21 protein-coding genes are annotated in these 23,997 nt (G+C 62.4%); 13 read left to right on the top strand and 8 right to left on the bottom strand.

The annotated features are described in order from the left end of the window. Nucleotides 1-346 precede the first annotated feature (346 nt). From IB265_RS00350 to IB265_RS00340, 3 genes are all read left to right on the top strand, one after another. On the top strand, nucleotides 347-790 hold the full coding sequence (locus tag IB265_RS00350; protein ID WP_057247769.1) for a MarR family winged helix-turn-helix transcriptional regulator: 444 nt from the start codon (nucleotides 347-349) through the stop codon (nucleotides 788-790). A gap of 336 nt (nucleotides 791-1,126) precedes the next feature. After that, entirely contained in the window at nucleotides 1,127-2,518 is a 1,392-nt protein-coding gene (locus IB265_RS00345) for a M20/M25/M40 family metallo-hydrolase (protein WP_057247768.1), read from the top strand. A gap of 420 nt (nucleotides 2,519-2,938) precedes the next feature. After that, nucleotides 2,939-3,898, top strand: a complete 960-nt coding sequence (locus IB265_RS00340; RefSeq protein ID WP_057247767.1) for a YbhN family protein — start codon at nucleotides 2,939-2,941, stop codon at nucleotides 3,896-3,898. Between the two features lie 171 nt (nucleotides 3,899-4,069). On the opposite strand, the gene IB265_RS00335 is transcribed toward IB265_RS00340, so the two are convergent. Further along, nucleotides 4,070-4,558, bottom strand: coding sequence for a hypothetical protein (locus IB265_RS00335; protein ID WP_057247766.1), 489 nt, complete (start codon nucleotides 4,556-4,558; stop codon nucleotides 4,070-4,072). A gap of 109 nt (nucleotides 4,559-4,667) precedes the next feature. Next, the gene (locus tag IB265_RS00330; protein ID WP_057247765.1) at nucleotides 4,668-5,573 is read right to left on the bottom strand and encodes a DMT family transporter; all 906 of its coding nucleotides are present in this window, start codon (nucleotides 5,571-5,573) and stop codon (nucleotides 4,668-4,670) included. Nucleotides 5,574-6,061: 488 nt separating this feature from the next. Here IB265_RS00330 and IB265_RS00325 point away from each other — a divergent pair, with 488 nt between their 5' ends. The 4 genes from IB265_RS00325 to dnaJ all read left to right on the top strand — a co-directional run bounded on the left by IB265_RS00325 (nucleotide 6,062) and on the right by dnaJ (nucleotide 12,507). Continuing rightward, nucleotides 6,062-6,412: a hypothetical protein gene (locus IB265_RS00325; RefSeq protein WP_057247764.1), complete on the top strand. Its 351-nt coding sequence runs from the start codon at nucleotides 6,062-6,064 to the stop codon at nucleotides 6,410-6,412. Between the two features lie 264 nt (nucleotides 6,413-6,676). After that, on the top strand, nucleotides 6,677-8,941 hold the full coding sequence (locus IB265_RS00320; RefSeq protein ID WP_057247763.1) for a transglycosylase domain-containing protein: 2,265 nt from the start codon (nucleotides 6,677-6,679) through the stop codon (nucleotides 8,939-8,941). Nucleotides 8,942-9,201: 260 nt separating this feature from the next. Next, on the top strand, nucleotides 9,202-11,124 hold the full coding sequence (gene dnaK / locus IB265_RS00315; RefSeq protein ID WP_057247762.1) for a molecular chaperone DnaK: 1,923 nt from the start codon (nucleotides 9,202-9,204) through the stop codon (nucleotides 11,122-11,124). Between the two features lie 252 nt (nucleotides 11,125-11,376). After that, nucleotides 11,377-12,507 (top strand): molecular chaperone DnaJ, encoded by a 1,131-nt coding sequence (gene dnaJ / locus IB265_RS00310; RefSeq protein ID WP_057247761.1) that lies wholly within the window; start codon nucleotides 11,377-11,379, stop codon nucleotides 12,505-12,507. A 60-nt stretch (nucleotides 12,508-12,567) separates the two neighbouring features. Here the strand turns inward: dnaJ and IB265_RS00305 are convergent, their stop codons facing one another. The 3 genes from IB265_RS00305 to IB265_RS00295 all read right to left on the bottom strand — a co-directional run bounded on the left by IB265_RS00305 (nucleotide 12,568) and on the right by IB265_RS00295 (nucleotide 15,139). Next, entirely contained in the window at nucleotides 12,568-13,461 is an 894-nt protein-coding gene (locus tag IB265_RS00305) for a DUF2182 domain-containing protein (protein WP_057247760.1), read from the bottom strand. Between the two features lie 5 nt (nucleotides 13,462-13,466). Continuing rightward, nucleotides 13,467-14,102, bottom strand: a complete 636-nt coding sequence (locus tag IB265_RS00300; RefSeq protein WP_057247759.1) for a DUF1326 domain-containing protein — start codon at nucleotides 14,100-14,102, stop codon at nucleotides 13,467-13,469. A 287-nt stretch (nucleotides 14,103-14,389) separates the two neighbouring features. Beyond that, nucleotides 14,390-15,139 carry an SDR family oxidoreductase gene (locus IB265_RS00295; protein ID WP_057247758.1) on the bottom strand — a complete coding sequence of 250 codons (750 nt, stop codon included), beginning with the start codon at nucleotides 15,137-15,139 and terminating at the stop codon, nucleotides 14,390-14,392. A gap of 143 nt (nucleotides 15,140-15,282) precedes the next feature. Here IB265_RS00295 and IB265_RS00290 point away from each other — a divergent pair, with 143 nt between their 5' ends. Next, the gene (locus IB265_RS00290) at nucleotides 15,283-16,182 is read left to right on the top strand and encodes a LysR family transcriptional regulator (RefSeq protein ID WP_057247757.1); all 900 of its coding nucleotides are present in this window, start codon (nucleotides 15,283-15,285) and stop codon (nucleotides 16,180-16,182) included. A 76-nt stretch (nucleotides 16,183-16,258) separates the two neighbouring features. Next, complete coding sequence (locus IB265_RS00285; RefSeq protein ID WP_057247756.1) at nucleotides 16,259-17,719, top strand: serine hydrolase; 1,461 nt, start codon at nucleotides 16,259-16,261, stop codon at nucleotides 17,717-17,719. 45 nt (nucleotides 17,720-17,764) lie between these two features. Here IB265_RS00285 and IB265_RS00280 read toward each other — a convergent pair whose 3' ends face one another. Next, on the bottom strand, nucleotides 17,765-18,769 hold the full coding sequence (locus IB265_RS00280) for an inorganic phosphate transporter (protein ID WP_057247755.1): 1,005 nt from the start codon (nucleotides 18,767-18,769) through the stop codon (nucleotides 17,765-17,767). After that, nucleotides 18,769-19,413, bottom strand: coding sequence for a DUF47 family protein (locus IB265_RS00275; RefSeq protein WP_057247754.1), 645 nt, complete (start codon nucleotides 19,411-19,413; stop codon nucleotides 18,769-18,771). Before IB265_RS00275 ends, IB265_RS00280 begins: the two co-directional genes overlap by 1 nt. Before the next feature lie 307 nt (nucleotides 19,414-19,720). Here IB265_RS00275 and recF point away from each other — a divergent pair, with 307 nt between their 5' ends. From recF to IB265_RS00260, 3 genes are all read left to right on the top strand, one after another. Beyond that, complete coding sequence (gene recF, locus IB265_RS00270) at nucleotides 19,721-20,845, top strand: DNA replication/repair protein RecF (protein WP_057247753.1); 1,125 nt, start codon at nucleotides 19,721-19,723, stop codon at nucleotides 20,843-20,845. Nucleotides 20,846-20,947: 102 nt separating this feature from the next. After that, a complete protein-coding gene (locus IB265_RS00265) occupies nucleotides 20,948-21,709 on the top strand; it encodes a molybdopterin-synthase adenylyltransferase MoeB (RefSeq protein WP_192494604.1) in 762 nt (253 codons plus the stop codon). A gap of 7 nt (nucleotides 21,710-21,716) precedes the next feature. After that, the gene (locus IB265_RS00260) at nucleotides 21,717-22,187 is read left to right on the top strand and encodes a GNAT family N-acetyltransferase (protein WP_210334372.1); all 471 of its coding nucleotides are present in this window, start codon (nucleotides 21,717-21,719) and stop codon (nucleotides 22,185-22,187) included. A gap of 65 nt (nucleotides 22,188-22,252) precedes the next feature. Here IB265_RS00260 and IB265_RS00255 read toward each other — a convergent pair whose 3' ends face one another. Then, nucleotides 22,253-23,257, bottom strand: coding sequence for a D-glycerate dehydrogenase (locus IB265_RS00255; RefSeq protein WP_057247751.1), 1,005 nt, complete (start codon nucleotides 23,255-23,257; stop codon nucleotides 22,253-22,255). Nucleotides 23,258-23,439: 182 nt separating this feature from the next. Between IB265_RS00255 and IB265_RS00250 the strand changes: the two genes are divergently transcribed. Beyond that, nucleotides 23,440-23,991 (top strand): SH3 domain-containing protein, encoded by a 552-nt coding sequence (locus IB265_RS00250; RefSeq protein ID WP_057247750.1) that lies wholly within the window; start codon nucleotides 23,440-23,442, stop codon nucleotides 23,989-23,991. Nucleotides 23,992-23,997: the final 6 nt, after the last annotated feature.

Genomic DNA, 23,997 nt, shown 5'->3' with positions numbered 1-23,997 from the left:
CACGCAAACGTTACGCATTTGTAATGTCGGAATCGCACCGGCTATCCTTGAAAAGCCACATTTGACTCCTCAAATCTTAGTCAACGGCACCGAGTGATGCCGTCTTCTGGTGATTGGCCTGTCCCCCGCCCGCACCAGATGAGGACAAAGGCCTTATCCCCCTCTCCGGGCCTTTGTCCCGTTTTCAAGAAACCGTCACGGCGCCGCCTCCGCGCCGTGACGGTTTTTTACTTGGCACCAAGGCTTTCGATAATGTCCGCTCAAATCGAAGTGAGCTCAGCGCTTCCCAAGGTTCATCGCCTGCATTGTAACTTGTCTTCATGACGCTTCGGGCGTACCGATAGGCATGGCCTTCAATCGTATGGAATCTGCGACCTATCTGGCCAGCCTGCTGGCGAAGAGCTTTTCGCGCGCGCTTCACGAGCGCGGCCAGAAGCTTGGTTTCGCACCCGGTCAGTTTCCGATTCTGCTCGAACTTTGGGCCGAGGAAGGCTTGACGCAGAAGCAACTGCTCGATCGCCTCGACATCGAGCAGGCGACGATGGCCAACACGCTCTCCCGCATGGAGCGGGACGGGCTCATCGTCAGACGCAAGCACCCTCAGGACAAGCGCTCGCAGCAGATCTTCCTAACCGAACGGGCAAAGGAGATGGAGGCAGCCGCCAAGGAAGCAGCCCTTGCCGCCGACCAGTCGCTGCTTTCCGGCCTCAGGAATTTCGAGCGCGAGCTGATGCTCGAATATATGCGCATGGCGCTTGCCAGCGTGGCACGTGGCGACGGCCGCGCCTGAAGCTTCGCACCTCCCCTGATCGATCCATCAAAATATTTGGCTTAAAGCGAATGACCTTAGGCTCTAAAACCAGAGCGAGCGCGTCCAGTGCCTTTGCGTGTCTGAAGGCGCAGCGTCGAATGCTCGTCAGTCGCCGCCGCTCTACAGCGCCGCGCGTCTTATCAGACGCGCAAAGGTCGCTGCAGAACTTTGATTTGCTGCATGTCTTTGTCCTTAAATCGAAGTCGATTAAAGGAGACATGCAGTAGAACGACCCCGCGTGATTTCGTGCGCAAATCGATTTCGATTTGGCGATTGATGCAGTAGGTTCCGGCAAAACTTGAAGCAAGGATATGCATGATGGCAGATATCACCCCCGTTCTCGAACGCGCAGACGCCAACCTGCCTGACAGCCTCGACCGGCTGTTCGATCTCGTTCGGATCAAGTCGATCTCCACCGACCCGGCCTTCAAGGCGGAATGCCGCAAGGCAGCCGAATGGCTGGTGGCGGAACTCAACAGCCTCGGCTTCACCGCCTCGGTGCGCGACACCCCCGGCCATCCCATGGTCGTCGCTCATCACGATGCTGCCAAGCCTGATGCGCCGCATGTGCTGTTCTACGGTCACTACGACGTCCAACCCGTCGATCCGCTCAATCTCTGGGACACGGACCCGTTCGAGCCGGGCATCAAGGAAATCGAACCCGGCCGCAAGGTGATCACCGGTCGCGGCACGGCTGATGACAAGGGGCAACTCTTGACTTTCGTCGAAGCGGTACGCGCCTACAAGGACGTCCATGGCGGCCTGCCCTGCCGCGTCACCATTCTGTTCGAGGGCGAAGAGGAATCCGGTTCACCGTCGCTGAAGCCTTTCCTGGAAGCCAATGCCGCCGAGCTCAAGGCCGACTATGCGCTGGTCTGCGATACCAGCATGTGGGACCGCGATACGCCGGCCATCTCCGCGGGCCTGCGCGGCCTCGTCGGCGAAGAGGTCATCGTCAGGGCTGCCGACCGCGATCTGCATTCCGGCTATTTTGGCGGCGCTGCAGCCAACCCGATCCGCATCCTCACCACCATTCTCGCCGGCCTTCACGACGAGAACAGCCGCGTAACGCTCCCAGGCTTCTACGAAGGCGTCGAAGAGACCCCGGCCCAGGTCAAGGCTTCCTGGGAAACGCTCGGCCAGACGGCGGAGAAGTTCCTCGGTGAGATCGGCCTGTCGATCCCGTCGGGCGAAAAGAACCGTTCGGTGCTGGAACTGACCTGGGCGCGCCCGACCGCCGAAGTCAACGGCATCACCGGCGGCTATACCGGCGAAGGCTTCAAGACGGTGATTGCGGCCGAGGCTTCGGCGAAGGTTTCCTTCCGCCTCGTCGGCAACCAGAACCCGGAGAAGATCCGCGAAGCGTTCCGCGCCTATGTCCGCTCCAAGGTTCCGGCGGATTGCTCGGTGGAGTTCCACGCCCATGGCGGTTCTCCGGCCATCCACCTGCCCTATGAATCGCCGCTGCTCAACACGGCGAAGGTGGCGCTTTCCGACGAATGGCCAAAGCCGGCCGTCATCATCGGCATGGGTGGCTCGATCCCGATCGTCGGCGACTTCCAGAAGATGCTCGGCATGGAATCGCTGCTGGTCGGCTTCGGCCTTTCCGACGACCGGATCCATTCGCCGAACGAGAAGTACGAGCTGCAGTCCTACCACAAGGGCATCCGCTCCTGGATCCGTATCCTGGACGCGCTCGCCGCTTGACATCATCAGAGCCGCGGCGAAGTGCTTCGCCGCGGCTTTCGACTGCGGTTGCACACACGCCAATCACGCAGCTCTCACGCGCAGTGCATCAACCGACGCGCGCGCATTTCCAAACGATCGACGCGATGTCCGCGCTTTACCGTTTCCCCTTCACCGTTTCCCGGCGGTTTCTCCGGTTTCGGCAGACCCTCAATCCTTGACCTCAGGGGTCTCAGGTGCTTCCTTTTTGTGAAACACATCACAAAGGGAAATCGGATCATTGGCAAGGGTAAGGACCGAAGCGTCGCGCTGCGGGCGTGACGCTACGACAAAGCAGCTTAGAAAACAGGATGTCTCCGCTCGGAGAACCACTCCGGCAGCTGCAACAGAAGTGTCCTCAGAACGCCTCGCCCACGTCCTCACACCGATCGCGGCGCCTGTATGAAGAGGCTGCAGACCTATTTCTGGCCCATTGTCGGCCTTCTCGCGATCCTCTTTTCGGTGAATGCGCTTTATCACGAGCTCCGCGGCCTTTCGCTCGACGAGTTCCTCGCAAGCTTCAACGCGATCTCGCTTAAAAGCTGGCTGTTGGCGATCTGCTCGACACTGGTCGCCTATGCGGCGCTTGCGGCTTACGACCGGCTGGCGCTCGACCATCTCGGTCACCGCATCTCGATCTGGTTCATCACGCTCTGCTCGTTCACGACCTACGCGCTGTCGCACAATCTCGGTGCCTCGGTCTTTTCCGGCGCGGTCGTGCGCTACCGGGCCTATCGCTCCAAGGGGCTTTCTCCAGGTGAAGTCGGCGTGCTCGTCGCCTTCTGCTCCTTCACCTTCACGCTCGGCACACTGGTGCTTTCGGCCATCGTCCTCCTGGTGCGACCCGACATCATCGAGCGCTTCGCCGAATTCCTGCCGGTGGAAATGTCGCTGACCACAGGCGTGCTCATCCTCGTCGTTATCGGGCTCTATGTCATCGGCAGCCTCGTCGGGCTGCCATCGTTCCGCACGCGCTGGTTCCACCTTCACTACCCGAAGCCGAGGATCGTCTTCCGGCAATTGGTGATCGCACCCGTGGAACTGATCGGCGCTGCCGGGATCATCTATTTCGCACTGCCGGAAGCCGGAAACCCGGGCTATATCGTCATCCTCGGGATCTTCCTCGCCTCGTTCTCGGCGGCGCTGCTCTCGCATGCACCGGGCGGGCTCGGCGTGCTCGAGCTGATTTTCATCGCAGCCCTGCCGGAAATGGATCCGGCCGACGTTCTGGCGGCGCTGGCCATCTTCCGCCTGCTCTACCTGGTCATCCCGTTTGTCCTGGCATTGGTGGTGATCCTCGTTTTCGAGCGGGCACGCTTCTTGGCACAACGCCCTCCCCCGGGAGGGACCGACCTTCCCTAGAGTAATTCCAGGAAAAGTGCGAAACGGTTTTCCGTCAGGAATTGCGTAATTTCAAAGACTTAGATCACTTCAGTGTTTCGATGAAACAATGAAGTGATCTAAGGGGATCGCCTGCTTCACTTTGACTGGAATTGCGGCGTGGTGGAAACTTTACGCTTCCCTCGACCCACGTCAGGGCGCGTTGCAGACCGTCGGCAGCGCCTGCTCGAGCGGCCCTTTCACTTCCTTAAGCCGCGCCGCTTCGACCTGGTAGGGCGTGAAGGGCGGCACCTGTAGCGACGGGTTGATGATGCGCGTGACATAGCAGCCGGCGAAGAACCGGACCCGCGCGCGCTTCTCGATAGACTTCACCGCAACCGGAACCGCCGAATAGATGCTGCCGGCGCCAGCCTCCGTTTTCACCTTGCCGATCTTCACCTCGACCGACACGGTGCGATCATAGCCGCGGGTGAAGGACTTGTAGCCGCCGACGGGCTTCGATTCGCCGAAATAGCCGTAGGCGCGGGCATATTCCTTGCGGTTGATGGCATTGTAGAGCGAACGGACGAGAGCTGCCCCGTCGGAGCGGTCGTCGACATAGGCGACGCCTTCCTGTGCCAGAGCCTCGCCGTTCAACGCTGCAAACGCGCCGAGGGCGAAGACGGTGGATCGAAGCTTCATGGCAGTCCTCCTTTTGTCGAGCGCCAGCCGAGCACAACAATAAGGCGAAGCCATAGCAGGATTCGCTACCCGCATGTTTCCCCAAGTCGTCGCCGACGCGGCGCTGAGCTCAGGCCGGAGGCAAGCCGGCACGGCGGCGCGCGACGACGCGCTCGCGCCACACGGTGAAGATGCCGGCGGCGACCACCAGCACGGAGCCGACGATCATGTTGACCGTCAGCGTCTCGCTGAAAATCGTCACGCCCATGATCGAGGCAAAGACGAGCTGGAGGTAGGTGAGCGGCTGAACGGCCACCGCATCCAGCACCTCATAGGCCCGGATGAGGAAGTAGTGGCTGGAGGATCCGGTGATGCAGAGCAGCAGCATCCAGCCCCAGTCAGCCGGCGCAAGCGTGACCCAGAAGAACGGGCCGACCAGGCTGATCGCGGCAGCACCCACGACGCCGGTGTAGAAGAAACTGGTCATCGCCGAATCCTGCCGGCTGACGAGCCGCGTGACGATGACATAGAGCGCAAGCAGCAGAGCCGCCCCGAGCGGCAAGAGGAAGGTCCGGTCGAACAAGCCGTCTGCGGGCTTCAGAATCAGAAGCACGCCGCCGAGACCGACGGAGATTGCCAGCCATCGCCGCCAGCCGACGCGCTCGCCGAGAAGCGGCATGGACAGGAGGGCAACGAACAGAGGCGTCGCCGCCAGGATCGCTTGCGAATGGGCAAGCCCGACCCAGGTGAAAGACGTGATCACCATGACGATCTGGGTCGGCAGCAACACGCCGCGCACGATCTGAAGCCACGGTCTCCTGGTTGTCGCCGTGATCTTCAGGCCTTCCTTGGTACGCGCAGCCAGCGCAATCGCGAAAAGTGCAAAGGCCCAATAGCGGATCATCGCGACGAAGGCCGGCGGATAGATCGCGCCCAGATGCTTGGAGATCCCGTCCTGGATCGAAAAGATGACGATCGCCAGAAGCGTGAAGATGTAGCCGTTTGCCTTGGAAGCCTGTGAGACGGTGGACGTCATGGCGCGCCGATACCTGCGAGAACCCGCCGCGCCGCCAATTGCGCACGACAGGTGCCACATACAGGGAAACACGGCCGTATTCGAGACATGAAAAGAGCCCCGTGTGGGAGGAGGTACACGGGGCTCTCGAACTTGATCGGTGACTGGGAGGAGGAGTGCCACCGACCCGCATCGGGCGCCGCGGGAGGAGGTGCAGCGCTTCGATAAGTCATATAATAATCGTGCGTCGCAGCAATTTCAAGACGTGATTTTTGCATTGCACAAAATCGTGAAGGCGAAGCGTCAGGTCGAGCCATCTTGACCCGCTGATCGGAGCCTGAGCCAGGGAACAACTCGTCGCCGGGCCGGCACGCGAAAGCCATGCATGGCGCGGTAACCAGCCGGAAACCACAACCTTTGATAGCTTTTTACTCTACTTCAGCTTTCCTGATATACGACCAGCAATATTAGAAGAAATATATTCACTCTCCATAATTGCAGGCTTTCAGATGAAATTATTGCTCCAGGTCCCCACCGCAATCATCGTTGTCCTGATCCTCGCCACCTGGATCGCCAGCCTGCGCCTCGTCGTGCTGCCACCGGGCTCCTTCAAGTTAAGAGCGATGACGGCGCTCGTTTATCAAGGGCACGACTACCGGCTGGTGGACAGCCCGCGCGCCATGTGCGACCGACAGGCCTACCAGGCGAAGGACTGCGAGGAAGTGGCGATGAACCACCTGGGGAAACGGGTTCTGTTTCGGCTTCCCTATAGCCAATGGCTCTACGACTTTACCGAGCCCGGTGCTGCGGCATCGAACGTGGCGGTCGAAGATACGCCACTGCGCAGCTCCATCCAGTAGTTGCGGCCATATGGGCTCGTTAGCACAACGGAGTGGACGTCTCACCCACTGCCACGCGCAGCGCGTCGCTTAAACGCAAGTTGTTGAAGACCATGCGTATTTCACGATGCGCTTCTTAACTCCCCCTTAAATTGCCGCATTTAAAGTTCACCCGGTCGCCGTGGCGGATGGGCGCAGAGCGCCGGTACCGCCGTCGAGATCGAAGTCACCGTCGTGGTTGAGCCAATCGGCCCCGCAGACGGCAGAGGGACAAATCCAAACGGCATGGCAACAAACGGCAGGTCAGGAGAGCGGATCGAGCCATCGTTCGGCGGAAACCAGGACGATGATGACGATTTTCGCGTCGAGGCCAGCGATCGTGTGACCGCCAGCCGCAAGGCACCCCGCGGCAAATCTTCGGGCAGCGGCAAGAAGGGCAGCAGCAAGAAGAAGGCAGCCGGCAAGCGCGGCAGCGCACGGCGCAACTCTGGCGGCGGCGGCTTTGTTGGCCTTGTCCGCACGCTGTTCTACTGGTGCATCGTGCTCGGCATCTGGGGCGCCATGGGCGTCGGCGGCCTGGTGCTCTACTACGGCGCGCGCATGCCGAGCGCCGAGAGCTGGTCGATCCCCGAGCGGCCGCCGAACGTCAAGATCCTTGCGGTCAGCGGCGACGCCATCGCCAATCGCGGCACCACCGGCGGCGAAGCGCTGTCGCTGGAAAACATGTCGCCCTATATCCCGCAGGCGGTCATCGCGATCGAGGACCGCCGCTTCTATTCGCATTTCGGCATCGATCCGCTGGGTCTCGCCCGCGCCATGCTGACGAACCTCACCACCGGCCGCATGGTGCAGGGTGGCTCGACCTTGACGCAGCAGCTTGCCAAGAACCTGTTCCTTTCGCCCGAGCGCACGCTCGAACGCAAGGTGCAGGAGGTGCTGCTCGCCTTCTGGCTCGAGCAGAAATATTCCAAGGACCAGATCCTGGCGATGTATCTCAACCGGGTGTTCTTCGGCTCCAACGCCTATGGCGTGGAGGCGGCATCGCGGCGCTATTTCAACAAATCGGCGCGCGACGTGAACCTCGGCGAGGCCGCACTGCTTGCGGGGCTGCTCAAGGCCCCTTCCCGCCTGTCGCCGGCCCGCGACCCGAAGGCTGCGGAAGAACGCGCCCAGGTGGTTCTCGGCGCCATGCGCGAGGAAGGTTACGTCACCGATAGCGAGATCAAGACGGCGATGTCGCAGACCCCGACCAAGGCCAAGAGCTACTGGTCCGGCGCCGAACACTACGTCGCCGACATGGTGATGGACCAGCTTCCCGGCATGATCGGCGAGATCAAGGAAGATCTCATCATCGACACGACGATCGACCTCAATCTCGAGAAGAAGGCCGAGGAGGTGATCGCTGCCACGCTAGACGCCGACGGCAAGAAGCTCGACGCTTCGCAGGCAGCACTCGTCTCGATCGATGGCACCGGCGCCATCCGGGCGCTCGTCGGCGGCAAGGACTACGCAGAGAGCCAGTTCGACCGCGCCTCCAAGGCCAAGCGTCAGCCGGGTTCCGCCTTCAAGCCCTTCGTCTATGCCGCGGCACTCGAGATCGGCCGCACGCCGATGTCGATCCGCAACGACGGCCCGGTCCGGATCGGCAACTGGACGCCCGAGAATTACGACCAGAAATATCGCGGCGAGGTAACGATCGCCGATGCGCTCGCCAATTCGCTGAACACCATCGCCGCACAGCTGGTGATGGAGGTCGGGCCGCAGAACGTCGTCAAGGTCGCCCATCGCCTCGGCATCGATTCCGAGATGCAGGCAAACGCCTCGATCGCGCTCGGCACGTCCGAAGTCAGCCTCGTCGAACTGACGTCGGCCTATGCCCCATTCATGAATGGCGGCTTCAAGGCGACGCCGCATGTCATTCGCCGCATTTCCAAGGCCGACGGCACGGTGCTTTACGAAAACACCTACGACAACCCGCCGCGTGTGCTCGACCCGGCGATCGTCAGCGAAATGAACCAGATGATGGTGCGTGTGCTGACCAAGGGTACGGGCAAGAAAGCGCAGCTCAAGGGCTGGGAGGCGGCCGGCAAGACCGGTACCACGCAATCCTTCCGCGACGCGCTGTTCGTCGGCTACACCTCGAACCTGACGACCGGCGTCTGGTTCGGCAACGACGACGGCAAGTCGATGAAGAAGGTCACGGGCGGCGGCCTGCCGGCCAAGGCCTGGCACGATTTCATGATGGCGGCCCATGAGGGCCTCTCGCCCTCGCCGCTCTTCGGCACGACGGGCGTGCAGCCGGTCTTCGATGAAGGCGTGGGCGCACCGGCCGGCGACTTGCTCTCCGGCGATCCGGAAGCCTTCCCGGAAGCACCCGTGGGCGTCAATGGCGCGGTCGCAGTGGGGCAGCGCCCGGTAGACCAGGGGGGCGAATGGGATGGCCAGAGCGCCGATCAGGGCAATGGCGGTCTCGTACCACCGGCCGATGTCGGCCAGACGACGGGTGCCACGCGCCGCACGACCCTCTTCGACATTTTGACCGGCGGTTGAGCCGGCGCGACTGGCGCTGCAAGCGTGCGACTGGCGCCATTCTCACCAGCCGCGCATAGCCCATTTCTAGCTAGGCAAATCCCGGACTTGCATTTGCCCCCAAACGCCCCGCAGAATGCCTTGCAGTCCGAAACGCCGGTCCTTATATACGCCGCATCGGCGCAGTCTCGACTGCGAAGAAATCCTGAGACCATCCCGTTAGGGGCTGTCTTACGAATGCCTGACCGGGTTCCGACAGTCCGCTGCAAGGAGAGAACGACATGGCTAAAGTTATTGGTATTGACCTGGGAACGACCAACTCCTGCGTCGCCGTCATGGACGGAAAAGACGCGAAGGTGATCGAAAACGCCGAGGGTGCGCGCACGACCCCCTCGATGGTGGCATTCAGCGACGACGGCGAACGTCTCGTCGGCCAGCCGGCCAAGCGCCAGGCCGTCACCAATCCGGAAAACACGCTTTTTGCGATCAAGCGCCTGATCGGCCGGACCTTCCAGGACCCGACCACGCAAAAAGACAAGGACATGGTTCCTTACAAGATCATCAAGGCCGACAATGGCGACGCCTGGGTCGAAGCGCACGGCAAGGATTATTCCCCGTCGCAGATCTCCGCCATGATCCTTCAGAAGATGAAGGAAACGGCCGAATCCTATCTCGGTGAAAAGGTCGAAAAGGCCGTCATCACCGTTCCGGCCTACTTCAACGACGCCCAGCGCCAGGCAACCAAGGATGCCGGCAAGATCGCGGGCCTTGAAGTTCTGCGCATCATCAACGAGCCGACCGCGGCAGCCCTTGCCTACGGCCTCGACAAGAAGGACGGCAAGACGATCGCCGTCTACGACTTGGGCGGTGGTACCTTCGATATCTCGGTTCTGGAAATCGGCGACGGCGTCTTCGAAGTGAAGTCGACCAACGGCGACACCTTCCTCGGCGGTGAAGACTTCGACATGCGTCTCGTCGAATACCTCGCCGGCGAGTTCAAGAAGGAACAGGGCATCGACCTGAAGAACGACAAGCTCGCCCTTCAGCGCCTGAAGGAAGCTGCCGAAAAGGCCAAGATCGAGCTGTCCTCGTCGCAGCAGACCGAAATCAACCTGCCGTTCATCACGGCTGACGCTTCCGGTCCGAAGCACCTGACGATGAAGCTGTCGCGCGCCAAGTTCGAAAGCCTGGTCGACGACCTGATCCAGCGCACCGTTGCGCCGTGCAAGGCAGCCCTCAAGGATGCCGGCGTCTCGGCTGCCGAGATCGACGAAGTCGTTCTCGTCGGCGGCATGAGCCGCATGCCGAAGGTTCAGGAAACCGTGAAGCAGCTGTTCGGCAAGGAGCCGCACAAGGGCGTGAACCCGGATGAAGTGGTCGCCATGGGCGCCGCCATTCAGGCCGGCGTTCTGCAGGGCGACGTCAAGGACGTTCTCCTGCTCGACGTCACCCCGCTGTCGCTCGGCATCGAAACGCTCGGTGGCGTCTTCACCCGCCTGATCGAACGCAACACGACGATCCCGACCAAGAAGTCGCAGACCTTCTCGACCGCCGACGACAATCAGTCGGCCGTGACGATTCGCGTCTCCCAGGGTGAGCGTGAAATGGCCGCCGACAACAAGCTGCTCGGCCAGTTCGACCTCGTCGGCATTCCGCCGGCACCGCGCGGCATGCCGCAGATCGAAGTCACCTTCGACATCGACGCCAACGGCATCGTGCAGGTTTCGGCCAAGGACAAGGGCACCGGCAAGGAACACCAGATCCGCATTCAGGCTTCTGGCGGTCTTTCCGACGCCGACATCGAAAAGATGGTCAAGGATGCCGAAGCCAATGCCGAGGCCGACAAGAAGCGCCGCGAGGGCGTCGAAGCCAAGAATCAGGCCGAAAGCCTGATCCACTCCAGCGAGAAGTCGCTGAAGGATTACGGCGACAAGGTTTCGGAAGCAGACCGCAAGGCGATCTCCGACGCGATTGCCGCGCTGAAGACTGCCGTCGAAGCCTCCGAGCCGGACGCCGAAGACATCAAGGCCAAGACCAACACGCTGATGGAAGTTTCCATGAAGCTCGGCCAGGCGATCTATGAAGCGCAGCAGACGGAAGCCGCCCATGCGGATGCCGCAGCAGACGCAGCGCGCGACGGCGATGTCGTCGATGCCGACTACGAAGAAGTCAACGACGAGGACGACCGCAAGCGTTCGGCCTAATCCGTCCCTTCGATCAGACGAAAAGCCCGGGTTCGCCCGGGCTTTTTTTGTTGGCCGGAGGGGCCGTTCATGCGGACAAGAATGACGACGGACGCTGTGAGCCACCGCAAACGTTACTTTTCCGACAAAAAACCGCATCTACCACCGCTCGGGCTATGGTATCGCGCTTCAAGGTTTACTAAATCGGTGGCAAGGTAAACGGGCAGCCGCCGAGCCCTCGCGCTGGCATGCCAACAGGATAATCTTCGACGAATGAAACGTGATCTCTACGAAACGCTTGGCGTTGCCAAGAACGCCGACGAGAAGGAGCTAAAGGGCGCCTTCCGCAAGCTCGCAATGAAGTATCACCCGGACAAGAACCCCGGCGACGCGGCAGCGGAGAAGACCTTCAAGGAAATCAACGAGGCCTATGAGACCCTCAAGGACCCGCAGAAGCGCGCCGCTTACGACCGCTACGGTCATGCGGCCTTCGAGCAGGGCGGTATGGGCAACGGCTTCGGCGGCGGGGGGGCCGGCGGCTTCTCCGACATTTTCGAAGACATCTTCGGCGAGATGATGGGCGGCGGGCGCCAGCGGCGTTCCTCGGGCGGCCGCGAACGCGGCGCCGATCTTCGCTACAACATGGAGATCTCGCTCGAGGAAGCCTTCTCAGGCAAGACCGCGCAGATCCGCGTTCCAACCTCGATCACCTGCGACGTCTGCAGCGGCTCCGGCGCCAAGCCCGGCACGAGCCCGAAGACCTGCGGCACCTGTCACGGCTCCGGTCGCGTGCGCGCTGCCCAGGGCTTCTTCTCGATCGAACGCACCTGCCCGACCTGCGGCGGGCGCGGCCAGACGATCACCGACCCCTGCGGCAAGTGCCATGGCCAGGGTCGTGTCACCGAAGAGCGCACGCTTTCGGTCAACATTCCGGCGGGCATCGAGGACGGAACGCGTATCCGCCTCTCCGGCGAAGGCGAAGCGGGGCTTCGCGGCGGACCGGCTGGCGACCTCTACATTTTCCTCTCGGTCCGGCCGCATGAGTTCTACCAGCGCGACGGCGCCGATCTCTATTGCAGCGTGCCGATCTCGATGACGACGGCGGCCCTTGGCGGCAAGTTCGATGTGACCACGCTCGACGGCACCAAGTCGCGCGTCACGGTTCCCGAGGGCACCCAGGCCGGCAAGCAGTTCCGCCTCAAGGGCAAGGGCATGCCGGTGCTGCGCTCGGCCCAGTCCGGCGACCTCTACATCCAGATCCAGATCGAAACGCCGCAGAAGCTGACCAAGCGCCAGCGCGAACTGCTACAGGAATTCGAACAGATCTCCTCGAAGGACAACAATCCGGAATCGACGGGCTTCTTCGCCCGGATGAAGGACTTCTTCGATACGCTGAGCGACTAAGGCGCCCGGCGTTCCCACAGCGATCTTGCGCGCCGGATAGGGCGCGCAGTGCTGTAAGCTTCACGTCATGGCCGCAAGCTGCCACAGCCCGGCCATGACGAGCACCACCCCAGCGACCCGGGACAGGAGCCGGCCGCCGGGCACCACCTTTTCGGCGAGCACGAAGATGGCGATCGCCGCGATCCACAACACGTTCATCACCCCGCCGACGAACAGAAGCGCCATCAGCGCCCAGCAGCAGCCGACGCAATAAAGGCCATGCCGCAGGCCGAGGCCGAAGGCGGCACCCGCCTCGCGGCGAAATCCGCCGTGGTTCTGGATGAAAAGTAGCGGCGACTGGCATTGCCTGAGGCAACGATCCTTGAGCGACGTCCACTGAAACAGGCCGACGGCGACGAGGACCGCACCGCTCAAGGCTTCGTTGGCGTTCGAGAGCGCCGGAGTGAGCAACAGGGCGCGATCAAGGAGCCATTGCCCGAGAACGGCGACCAGCGCGAACAGGGTCCAGGCCAGCAGATAGCCACCAGCGAAGAATCCGGTCGCGGCGAAGGGCTTGCCCTGCTGCGCCGCCTGTCTTCCGACACGGGCATAGAGCAGGATCATCGGCGTTGCCGACGGCACCATCATACCCATCATCATGACAGCCCACATGACAAATGCATAGGCGAAGGTTGCCGCGGTCCAGGGACCGGCGGCCGCAGTCGCCATCGATGTCATCGATCCCCCTTGCGCCTCCATGGGCATGTTCATCGGCATGTCGATGGGCATCTCCATGTCCATGTCCATGCCCGAACCCATATCCATGGTGTCGGAGGCTGCCGGGGGCGCAGTCATGTCCATGGCCGAAGCCAGCCACAGGACGTAAATCCAACTGATCGCCGTCAGCGTAATCAACGCCGCCACAACGATGGCGCGATCACGTCTGAGCAGGGTTTCGAGCGCCGTATCCTTCATCGACGTCAGTGGATCACGCCGCTTTCGGTCAGGTGCATGCGCGCGAAATGAGCATGCGAGTCCGCCAGTGCCAAGGTCAGCGGCCCCTTCGTATCGGCCCATCCGCGCCCGACTTCGCAGACGTCGTATTCGAACCCCTGAGGGAGATTGATGCGCGCCTGATGGGCGGCACCGGTCACCGGATTGAGGATGGGTTCGCCGCGAGCGACGAGCCAGCCCGGCACATTCAGCCGCGCCGTGCGCGCGCCGACATCGACCTCGAAATCGATCTCGGCAAAGACGGGCTCGTGCATGGTTTCGAAGGTCGTCGCAAAGACCTGGAAGAAGGTAGCACCCGGTTCCGTATCCTCGCCGCTCATGATGCGCAGCAACGCACCGCGCTGTTCGGCCGAAGCGCGGCTATCGACGATCGGCACAACCTGCCCCCTCCCCTCGTGGATGGCGCCCGGCCAGGCGGCGATCAGGCCGCCACGAAGCCCATCGAGCCGCGTATCGCCGTGATAGCCTTCCTCAATCTCGAATGCGCCGACGGCGCTGCAATGGCCTTGTGTCGGCAATGCATTGAACTGGCAAGGACAGCCATAGGCGCAGTTGCAATGTATGAATTCGCGCCCCTTCATCATCCATCTCACACTCGTCATCGTCTCCTCCTGGGATCTGATCGGTGTTCGGTCTACTGCATGTTCGTTTCATCGTAGCCGACCAAAGGACAAAAACATGCAGCAATTCAAAGTGCTACAGCGACCTTTGCGCGTCTGGACGCGCGGCGCTGTAGGTCGATTTCTTGCGACTGGATGCATTCCATTAGATTGCAGAAATATACTCCTCCCAACCAGCGATGCCAACGGCCGGCCGAAGACGACGGGAAGCGCCGCGCATCCGATTGAACACGCGGCGCTTCTGTCTGTTCGTTAGAGTTAAGCCGTGATCAGAGCGTCGCCATGCCGCCATCGATGATCAGTTCGGCGCCGACAGTGAAAGCAGCCTCGTCGGAGGCGAGGAAGACGACCGCCTTGGCGATTTCGCTTGCGTTGCCGAAGCGGCCAAGCGGGATCTGCGCAGCGATCGCATCAACAACCTGCTTGTTTTCCTCCACCGTCGGGGCATGGCCGTCATGCAGCGGCGTGCGGATCGGGCCGGGGCTGACGGCGTTGACCCGGATGCCGCGGCCGATGAGTTCGCCGGAGAGCGTTTTGGCGAGCGACAGCAGCCCCGCCTTGGTCAAGGCATAGACGCTTGAGGTCGGCATGCCGATATGGGCGTTGATCGAGGTGTTGAGCACGATCGATGCCGGTTTGGAAAAGACCGGCAGCAAGGCCTGGATCAGGAAATACGGTCCCTTGAGGTTGATGGCGAGCGAGCGGTCGAAGCTTGCCTCGTCCCACTGCTCGATCGGCTGCAGCTTGGCGATGCCGGCATTGATGAACAGGATATCGAGCGTGCCCAAGGCGGCGCGGATCTTTTCAGCGACGGCGGCCTGGCCGGCGACATTGCCGGCATCGGCCTCGATGATCAGAGCTGTCTCGCCAAGGACGGCGCGTGCTTCGGCAATGTTCTTCGGATTGGTGCCGGTGACGGCGACCCTTGCGCCTTCGGCGATGAACTGGCGTGCGGTTTCGAGACCGATGCCGCTGGTGCCGCCGGTGATGAGTGCCGTCTTGTTCTGCAAACGTGACATGATGAAAGTCCTCTTGTTGGGTTGAAGAGGAGATCGGCTCGGTTGGCTGGAACCGTCATCCTCGAATGCAGACAGATATGGCGGAAAACGATCGTTCGGATTAGTCTCCCAATTGTGGAACTCGAATTCGGAAAAGTCGAACGATGGTGAAGATCGAGGGAATAACCGCCTTTGTCGCGGTCGCCGAAGCTGGCTCGATCAGTGAAGCGGCGCGGCGCCTGCGCCTGTCGAAATCCGTCGTCAGCGAACGCGTGGCGGAACTGGAGCGCGGGCTCAACGCCACGCTCCTCCATCGCACGACGCGCAAGCTGACGCTCACCGAGGACGGCATCGCCTTCCGCGAGCGCGCCGTCAGGATCGTCAGCGAGGTGCAGGCGGCCGCGAGCGACCTTGCCGAGCGGCGCGGACAGCTGACGGGGCCGCTTCGGATCGCCGCGCCCGTCAGCTTTGGCCGCCGGCATCTCGGTCCGGCGCTCTATCCGTTCCTGGCGCGCCATCCGGAAATCGAACTGACGCTCGACCTCGACGACCGGCGGGTCGATGCGGCCTCGGAAGGCTACGACGCGATTGTCCGCCACGGCGTGATCGCAGATTCCCGCCTGATGGTTTGGAAACTTGCCAGAAGCCGGCGCCTGCTCGTCGCCTCGCCCGATTATCTTGAACGACACGGCACGCCGGCGTCGCTTGCCGAGCTCGAAGGCCATCGCGGCGTCTTCTACACCAATCGCGGTGCGGCCGATTGGCGGTTCGAGGGACCTTCCGGTGCAACGATCGTCAGGGCGCGCCTGGCCCTCGGCATGAACAATGGCGACATGATGCACGACGCCGCCGTCGCCGGGCTCGGCATCGCGCTGTTGCCCGCCTTCATCGCCGGCCCCGCGGTGCGCAAAGGGCAATTGCGTGAGATCGATGTCGGGCTGCGTCCGGAGCCCGAATTCATCTACATGGCGCATCCGGAAGGACGACGCGTCTCCGCCAAGCTCCGAGCCATCGCCCAACATCTGAAGGAAGCTTTTGGCGATCCGCCCTATTGGGATCCGTGAAGCGTTTCCGCAACCCCGGCGTAATCGCTGTCGGCGACGGTATCTCGCCGATTGCCGATCGAGTCTCGACAGAAGCTTGATCGAAATCGGCTGGCATGCGCTTCGCACCCATCGCAACCAAAGATTGGTTTCCTATCTTCTCATCATGCGGACCTTCTTTCTGAACTGGATCGTCGCCATGACGCTTGGCACCGCCGCCCATGCGGACAACCTTTCCGCGGCTCCGACCGATGCCGAAATCCTGAATATTCTGACCGATCGAATCGACAAGCAGCAGCAGTCGGTCGGCATTGTCGTCGGAATCATCGATGCCAATGGACGACGCATCGTCGCGCATGGCCATCCGGCCAAAGGTGACCCGCGCCCGGTCGATGGACGGACCGTGTTCGAGATCGGCTCGGTCACCAAAGTCTTCACCGCGCTGTTGCTCGCGGACGCGATTGAAAAAGGCACGCTGCGCCTCGACACGCCCGTCTCCGCGTTGTTTCCGCCAGGTGTGGCGATGCCGGACGACAAGGAGGAGCCGATCACGCTGAAGGACCTGGCGACGCACATGTCCGGTCTGCCGCGGCTACCCACCAATCTGGACCCGACAGACACAAGCAATCCGTATGCGGACTACGGCACTGCAAAGCTTTATGCCTTCCTGTCCCATCACAAGCCGCTGCGGCGCCCTGGCGTCGAGCACGAGTACTCCAATCTCGGCGCCGGGCTTCTCGGCCACGCGCTCGCCTTGAAGGCCGGCCTTTCCTACGAAGAGCTCGTCATCAGCCGCATCACAGCGCCTCTCGACATGAAGGACACGGCGATCTCGTCGCAGCCCGGCTGGGCCGAAAGGCGGGCGACGGGCCACAATGCGGCGCTGGAGCCGGTGAGAGACTGGGATCTCAACGCGCTGCAAGGAGCCGGCGCGCTGCGCTCCACGACGAACGATCTTCTGATATTCCTGGAGGCGGCCATGGGGAAAACGTCATCGCCGCTGGCGCCGGCCTTCACCATGCTACTTGCGACCCGGCAGCCGCTCGGCAACGGGGGAGACGACCAGCAGGCACTCGGCTGGGTGATCTCGGGCAAGGGCGACGAGCAGATTATCTGGCACAATGGCGGGACCGGCGGCTATCGGTCCTTCGTCGGCTACCGACCGTCGACCGGTATCGGCGTCGTCGCCCTCTCCAATGCGTCGACCGAGGTCGGCGTGGACGATATCGGCCAACACCTGCTCAACCGCAACGCTCCGCTTGCGCCGGCAAATGCCAGGCGCACTGCGATAACCGTCGATCCGACGAGCTATGACGCCTATGTCGGCACCTATCGGCTGGCCCCCAGCTTCGAGCTGACGATCTTTCGCGATGGAGATCGGCTGTTTGCCCAGGCAACGGGACAGGATCGGATCGAAATCTTTCCGGAGGCCGAACACCGTTTCTTTGCGAAGCTTATCGATGCGCAGATCAGCTTCACCGTAACCGGCACCCGCGCCGGGAGCCTGACCTTGCATCAGGGCGGGCGGGACAGCCCCGCGCCTCGGATCGAGAAATGATGCACGTCTCCCACCGATTGAAGCGGGAGACGCTGTTCGCTTCGATCAGAAGATCAGATCGATCAGGAAATAGGCGAGCGCCGAAATCGCCGCCGCGGCCGGCATGGTGATGAACCAGGCAATCACGATATTGCCGGCAAGCCCCCAGCGGACCGCCGAGACGCGCCGCGCCGCACCGACGCCGATGATCGCACCGGTGATGGTGTGCGTCGTCGAGACGGGAATGCCGAGCCAGGTGGCGGCAAAGAGCGTGATCGCCCCGCCGGTTTCGGCGCAGAAGCCCTGCATAGGATTGAGCCTGGTAATCTTCGAGCCCATGGTGTGCACGATGCGCCAGCCGCCGAACAGCGTGCCGAGCGCGATTGCCGCCTGGCAGGTTATGACCACCCAGAAGGGCACGTAGAACTCCGAACCGAGATAGCCCTGCGAGAAGAGCAGAACGGCAATGATGCCCATGGTCTTCTGCGCGTCATTGCCGCCGTGGCCGAGCGAATAGAGCGACGCGGAAACGAACTGCATCACGCGGAAGGTGCGGTCGACGGCAAAGGGCGTCTGCCGCACGAAAATCCAGGAGACGATCAACACCAGGAGCAAGGCCAGGAAGAAGCCTATCGCCGGCGACATGAAGATGGCGCCGACGGTCTTGAGAAGACCGGTCCAGACGATGGAACTAAAGCCGGTGCTGGCAAGGCCGGCACCGACGAGGCCGCCGATCAGCGCATGCGACGAACTCGACGGAATGCCGAAGAGCCAGGTGACGATGTTCCAGACGATCGCCCCCATGAGGGCCGAAAAGATCACCAGCGGCGTGACGATGCCGGGATCGATGATGCCCTTGCCGAGCGTCTCGGCCACATGCAGGCCAAAGAACAGGAAGGCGATGAAGTTGAAAAAGGCTGCCCAGATGACCGCGTATTGCGGTCTCAGCACCCGCGTCGAGACGATTGTCGCGATCGAGTTGGCAGCGTCGTGCAAACCGTTCAGGAAGTCGAAGAACAGCGCGATGCCGATCAGCCCGACGAGCAACGGAAAGGCGAGCGTCGCATCCATCAGACGTTCTCGATCACGATGCCGCTGATTTCATTGGCGACGTCCTCGAAGCGATCGATCACCTTTTCGAGCTCGCCATAGATCTCACTGCCGATGATATAGGCCATCGGGTTGCTGGCGCCGTGACGGCGGAAGAGATCCTTGAGGCCGAGGTCGTGCAATTCGTCGGCACGCCCCTCGATGCGGGTAACTTCCTCGGCGATGGCGATAAGGCGATTGTGATTGGCGCCGATACGGTCGAGCAACGGAATGGCCTCGCCGATCAGATGCGCGGCCTGGACGATGATCGTCGCCATCTCGCGCATGCCCGGATCGAATGTCTTCTGCTCGTAGAGCCGGATCGTCTTGACCGTCTTGTGCATCATGTCGATGGCATCGTCCATCGACTGGATCAGGTCCTTGATGTCGCCGCGGTCGAAGGGCGTGATGAAGGACCGGCGCACCGCCAGGAGCACTTCGCCAGTAATATGATCCGCTTCATCCTCAAGCGCGACGATCCGGTCGCACTGTTTCTCCATGTCGTCGCCACCGGCAAGCAGCCTGTCGAGCGCTTCGGCGGCACCGACAACGGTGAGCGCGTGTTTTGCGAAAAGGTCGAAGAAGCGATCTTCGCGGGGAAGCAGTTTGCGGAACCAAGCCAGCATTACAAATATATCCATCCGTGGATTGTCATGAAACTGTCATATTTGACCGAGGCGCTCAAGAAAAGCACCTGATTCAAGGGGTTTGTCGCCTATCCCCTGCCGATATCGACCTATCCCAGGCGATATCGACGCGCTGGCCATTTCGTCTTGCCTTGGCCAACGCTTTCGTCCTACTGCATGTCTCCTTAAATCGACCTCGATTTAAGGACGAAGACATGCAGCAATTCAAAGTGCTACAGCGACCTTTGCGCGTCTGATATGACGCGCGGCGCTGTAGCTGGCGCCCAACGTCGAATCCGGTTTGCCCATGCCCCACAAGGTCTTTCTCAACCGCTTGAAGCTCACGGAGTTCCGCAACTATGCGGCTCTCTCGCTGGAGCTCGACCAGCGCCATGTGGTGCTGACGGGAGAGAACGGCGCCGGCAAGACCAATTTGATGGAAGCGGTTTCCTTCCTCTCGCCAGGACGAGGCTTGAGGCGCGCGGCTTACGCCGACGTCACCCGCGTCGGCGCGAGCGACGGGTTTTCCGTCTTTGCGGAGGTCGAGGGCATGGAGGGGCCGGTCGAAATCGGCACCGGCACCGCCGGGGTAACCGAGGGCCAATCCCGGCGGCTGCGGCTCAACGGAACTCCGGCATCAACCGTCGACGAACTGACGGATCACCTGCGCGTTCTCTGGCTGACGCCATCGATGGACGGGCTCTTCACCGGGCCTTCGGCCGACCGGCGGCGCTTCCTCGATCGGCTGGTGCTTTCGCTCGATCCTGAGCATGGCCGACGCGCCAGCGAATTCGATCGGGCGATGCGCAGCCGAAACCGGCTGCTCAGCGAGTTTCGCCCGGATCCGTCCTGGCTGACCGCAATTGAGCGAGAGATGGCCGGTCTCGGGGTTTCCATGGCGCTGGCAAGGCAGGAGATGCTCGGCCTCTTGACCGCGCTCGTCGAGCGGAACGTCGATGACAGCGTTTTTCCGTCCGCCCGCCTGGCGCTGTCCGGCTTTCTCGACGACGAGGGCCATCGCCCGGCCTATGATCTCGAAGAGCAATATCTGACAATGTTGCGCGACGGGCGGCCGCGCGACGCAGCGGCGGGCCGGACGCTCGATGGGCCGCACCGAAGCGACCTGCTGGTGCGTCATCGGGACAAGGACATGGAAGCCGCACGCTGCTCGACCGGCGAGCAGAAAGCGCTGCTCGTCGGACTGGTGCTGGCGCATGCGCGCCTCGTCGGCGACATGACTGGCCACGCGCCGATCATGTTGCTCGACGAGATCGCCGCGCATCTCGACGTCAACCGGCGTGCGGCGCTGTTCGACCTCGTCGATGGCCTCGGCGGCCAGGCCTTCATGACGGGAACGGACCAGGCGATGTTCGACGCACTTGGCGATCGCGGCCGCTTCCTGACCGTTTCGCACGGGAGCGTTACGGGATAAGCAAGAGCGGATGGGGAAAAGTGTGTGCGGTTTTCCGCCCGCATCCGCTCTCGCTTGAGAATCGATCGGCCACCCGGCCGAGCGGGATGAGGAGGATGTTGCATGACCGGTGAGAACAAGCTCGACCAATCGGAGATCGCCCGCTACGCCCGCCATATCGTGCTGCCGGAAATCGGCGGCGCGGGGCAGCAAAAACTCAAAGCGGCACGTGTGCTGGTGATCGGCGCCGGCGGGCTCGGCGCCCCGGTGCTCGTCTATCTCGCGGCCGCTGGCATCGGCCGGATCGGCGTCGTCGACGACGACATCGTTGCACTCTCGAACCTGCAGCGGCAGATCATTCACCGCACCGAGGACATCGATCGCGCCAAGGTCGAGCGAGCAGCCGAAGCGATCGGTTCACTCAACCCGCATGTCAGCGTCGACGAACACAGGCTGCGGCTTAACCCCGACAATGCCGAGGCGCTGTTCCGGCAATATCACCTGGTGATCGACGGCTCGGACAATTTCGACACGCGCTATCTCGCAGCCGATACGGCAGCCGCGGTCGGCATTCCGCTTGTAACCGGCGCCGTCGGCCGCTTCGACGGATCGCTGACGGTGCTGATGCCGTACAAGGCAGGCAGCGATGGGCGGCCGAACCCCTCCTATCGCGATCTTTTCCCGGAACCGCCGCCGGCCGGCGTCGTGCCCTCCTGTGCCGAAGTGGGCATCGTCGGCGCCCTGACCGGCGTCATCGGCACGCTCCAGGCGATGGAGGCAATCAAGGTGATCGCCGGTTTCGGCGAACCGCTGGTCGGTCGGCTGTTGATGTATGACGCGCTGACGGCGCAGTTCAACACCATCCGTTACCATCGCAGAGCGTAGGCCGATCATGGTGCAGATCTTTCGCATCAGTGAAAGTTTCGACCGGCACGAGGAGCTGCTGAAGCTGATCCTTGGCGCCTTCTCCTACATGGACGGACGGGTCGACCCGCCCTCCTCGGCGCACGTACTCACCGTCGAATCGCTCCGGCAGAAGAGTGCCGACGAGATCGCCTTTGGCGTCAGCGACGGCGAGCGGCTTGTCGGCTGCATCTTTTGCAAGCCTGAAGCCGATTGCCTCTACATCGGCAAGCTCGCGGTTGCCCCACAGACACAGGGAAAGGGTATCGGCCGGTTGCTGCTCGCGGAAGCGGAGGCGACAGCGCGAGCGCTCGGCCTTTCGGCGTTGCGGCTACTCACCCGCATCGAACTCACCGAAAACCACCGGGCGTTCGCCGCCTGGGGCTTCGTCGAAACCGGTACGATGTGCCACCCCGGCTTTACCCGGCCGACGGCGATCGAGATGCGCAAGACACTCTAGCTAGCTTCTAACCTTGAGCAGGCCGGACGGACAGCCGCACGGCAGGACCGTGCGGCGCCCCGCGATCAGTCGCGGCCCGGAAGCACGCGGTCCGGCGGGCGATGGCCGTCGAAGAAGGTGCGGATGTTGATGACCACCTTGTCGCCCATATCGATGCGGCCCTCGAGCGTCGCCGAACTCATGTGTGGCAGGAGCACGACCTTGCCTTCGCCGGCAAGCTTGATCAGCTTCGGATTGACCGCCGGCTCGTTCTCGAAAACGTCGAGGCCGGCACCGGCGATCTTGCCTTCGCGCAGCGACTTGATCAGCGCCGTCTCGTCGATGATGCCGCCGCGGGCTGTGTTGACGATATAGCTGTCAGGCCGCATCAGCGCCAGGCGGCGGGCCGAGAGCAGGTGATAGGTCGCCGGCGTCGACGGGCAGTTGACCGAAACAATATCGACGCGGGCCAGCATCTGGTCGAGGCTGTCCCAGTAGGTCGCCTCCAGCATCTCTTCGGTTTCCGCGTTCACCCGGTGACGGTTGTGATAGTGGATCGAAAGGCCGAAGGCCTTGGCGCGGCGTGCGACCGCGGTGCCGATCCGGCCCATGCCGACGATGCCGATGCGCTTTCCGGCAATGCGCCGGCCGAGCATCCAGGTCGGCGACCACCCGGCCCATTCGCCCTTGCGATCGGTCAGGATCTGCGCACCTTCGGCAAGCCGGCGCGGCACTGCGAGAATCAGCGCCATCGCCATGTCGGCGGTGTCCTCCGTCAACACGTTCGGCGTGTTGGTGACGGTGATGCCTTTGCGCGCTGCGGCGTCGACGTCGATATTGTCGACCCCATTCGAGAAGCTGGCGATCAGCTTCAGCTGTGGGCCGGCCTGCTCGATCAGCGCCGCATCGATGCGATCGGTCACTGTCGGCACCAGCACGTCGGCGCGCTTCACCGCCGCGACGAGCTCGGGCTGGCTGCGCGGCGTGTCGTCGATGTTCAACTCCGCATCGAAAAGTTCGCGCATGCGCGTCTCGACGATATCAGGCAGTTTACGGGTGATGTAGACCGTGGGCTTCTTCTTGCTTGTCATTGCTGCGACGGGCCTTGTTGACGGGTCCTTAACCAAGTTGGGCGATACTTTCTCCCTGTAGCCGCAATTTCTACCAGACCCCACCGGGAAGACAAACAAAACTCGCGCGTTCGTCCCCGCGATTTCAGCCCGTGTGTTGGGCCCCAGGTGAACTGCGCCCGCAAAAGCTAGTGCCACGGAAAATGAGCTTCGTCATGCGTCATGTCATTTCCAGATTCTCGTTCTCGTTGATCGCCGCCTGCCTTGGCGCCGGGATCATGGCGTCGGCGGCTTACGCTCAAGCTGCCAAGGGCGCCAGCGGACTGCCGCTGCCGCGCTTCGTGAGCCTCAAGTCGAAGAGCGTCAATCTCCGGATCGGCCCGAGCGTCGATTACGCGGTCGCCTTCCGCTACATGAAGCCCGGCGTTCCCGTGGAGATCATCCAGGAATACGATAACTGGCGCCGTATCCGCGACGCCGACGGCACCGAAGGCTGGGTCAACCAGGCGCTGCTTTCCGGCGACCGTACAGCCGTCGCAGCGCCCTGGATGCGCGGCAAGGGCGAAGGCGTCTTCGTCAACATGCGCCGCGATCCGCAGGGTACATCCCCGATCGTCGCCCGCATGGAGCCGGGGGTCATCGTGCATGTCGGCGAATGCAATGGCGACTGGTGCCATGCCGAGACGCAGGGCGTCGAAGGCTGGATCGCCCAGAGCGAGATCTGGGGCGCCTATCCCGGCGAGGCCTTCAAGTAAGGCCAC

Origin of the sequence: Ensifer sp. ENS10 (genome assembly GCF_014852025.1) — a bacterium.
GTDB lineage: Bacteria > Pseudomonadota > Alphaproteobacteria > Rhizobiales > Rhizobiaceae > Ensifer.
Note: the sequence above shows the minus strand (reverse complement) of the source record. Positions and strands in the feature narration are given on the sequence as shown.

Coding starts and splice junctions, on each gene's coding strand:
- IB265_RS00350 (WP_057247769.1), top strand. CDS start 347: ATGGCCTTCAATCGTATGGAATCTGCGACCTATCTGGCCAGCCTGCTG.
- IB265_RS00345 (WP_057247768.1), top strand. CDS start 1,127: ATGATGGCAGATATCACCCCCGTTCTCGAACGCGCAGACGCCAACCTG.
- IB265_RS00340 (WP_057247767.1), top strand. CDS start 2,939: ATGAAGAGGCTGCAGACCTATTTCTGGCCCATTGTCGGCCTTCTCGCG.
- IB265_RS00335 (WP_057247766.1), bottom strand. CDS start 4,558: ATGAAGCTTCGATCCACCGTCTTCGCCCTCGGCGCGTTTGCAGCGTTG.
- IB265_RS00330 (WP_057247765.1), bottom strand. CDS start 5,573: ATGACGTCCACCGTCTCACAGGCTTCCAAGGCAAACGGCTACATCTTC.
- IB265_RS00325 (WP_057247764.1), top strand. CDS start 6,062: ATGAAATTATTGCTCCAGGTCCCCACCGCAATCATCGTTGTCCTGATC.
- IB265_RS00320 (WP_057247763.1), top strand. CDS start 6,677: ATGGCAACAAACGGCAGGTCAGGAGAGCGGATCGAGCCATCGTTCGGC.
- dnaK (WP_057247762.1), top strand. CDS start 9,202: ATGGCTAAAGTTATTGGTATTGACCTGGGAACGACCAACTCCTGCGTC.
- dnaJ (WP_057247761.1), top strand. CDS start 11,377: ATGAAACGTGATCTCTACGAAACGCTTGGCGTTGCCAAGAACGCCGAC.
- IB265_RS00305 (WP_057247760.1), bottom strand. CDS start 13,461: ATGAAGGATACGGCGCTCGAAACCCTGCTCAGACGTGATCGCGCCATC.
- IB265_RS00300 (WP_057247759.1), bottom strand. CDS start 14,102: ATGACGAGTGTGAGATGGATGATGAAGGGGCGCGAATTCATACATTGC.
- IB265_RS00295 (WP_057247758.1), bottom strand. CDS start 15,139: ATGTCACGTTTGCAGAACAAGACGGCACTCATCACCGGCGGCACCAGC.
- IB265_RS00290 (WP_057247757.1), top strand. CDS start 15,283: ATGGTGAAGATCGAGGGAATAACCGCCTTTGTCGCGGTCGCCGAAGCT.
- IB265_RS00280 (WP_057247755.1), bottom strand. CDS start 18,769: ATGGATGCGACGCTCGCCTTTCCGTTGCTCGTCGGGCTGATCGGCATC.
- IB265_RS00275 (WP_057247754.1), bottom strand. CDS start 19,413: ATGCTGGCTTGGTTCCGCAAACTGCTTCCCCGCGAAGATCGCTTCTTC.
- recF (WP_057247753.1), top strand. CDS start 19,721: ATGCCCCACAAGGTCTTTCTCAACCGCTTGAAGCTCACGGAGTTCCGC.
- IB265_RS00265 (WP_192494604.1), top strand. CDS start 20,948: ATGACCGGTGAGAACAAGCTCGACCAATCGGAGATCGCCCGCTACGCC.
- IB265_RS00260 (WP_210334372.1), top strand. CDS start 21,717: ATGGTGCAGATCTTTCGCATCAGTGAAAGTTTCGACCGGCACGAGGAG.
- IB265_RS00255 (WP_057247751.1), bottom strand. CDS start 23,257: ATGACAAGCAAGAAGAAGCCCACGGTCTACATCACCCGTAAACTGCCT.
- IB265_RS00250 (WP_057247750.1), top strand. CDS start 23,440: ATGAGCTTCGTCATGCGTCATGTCATTTCCAGATTCTCGTTCTCGTTG.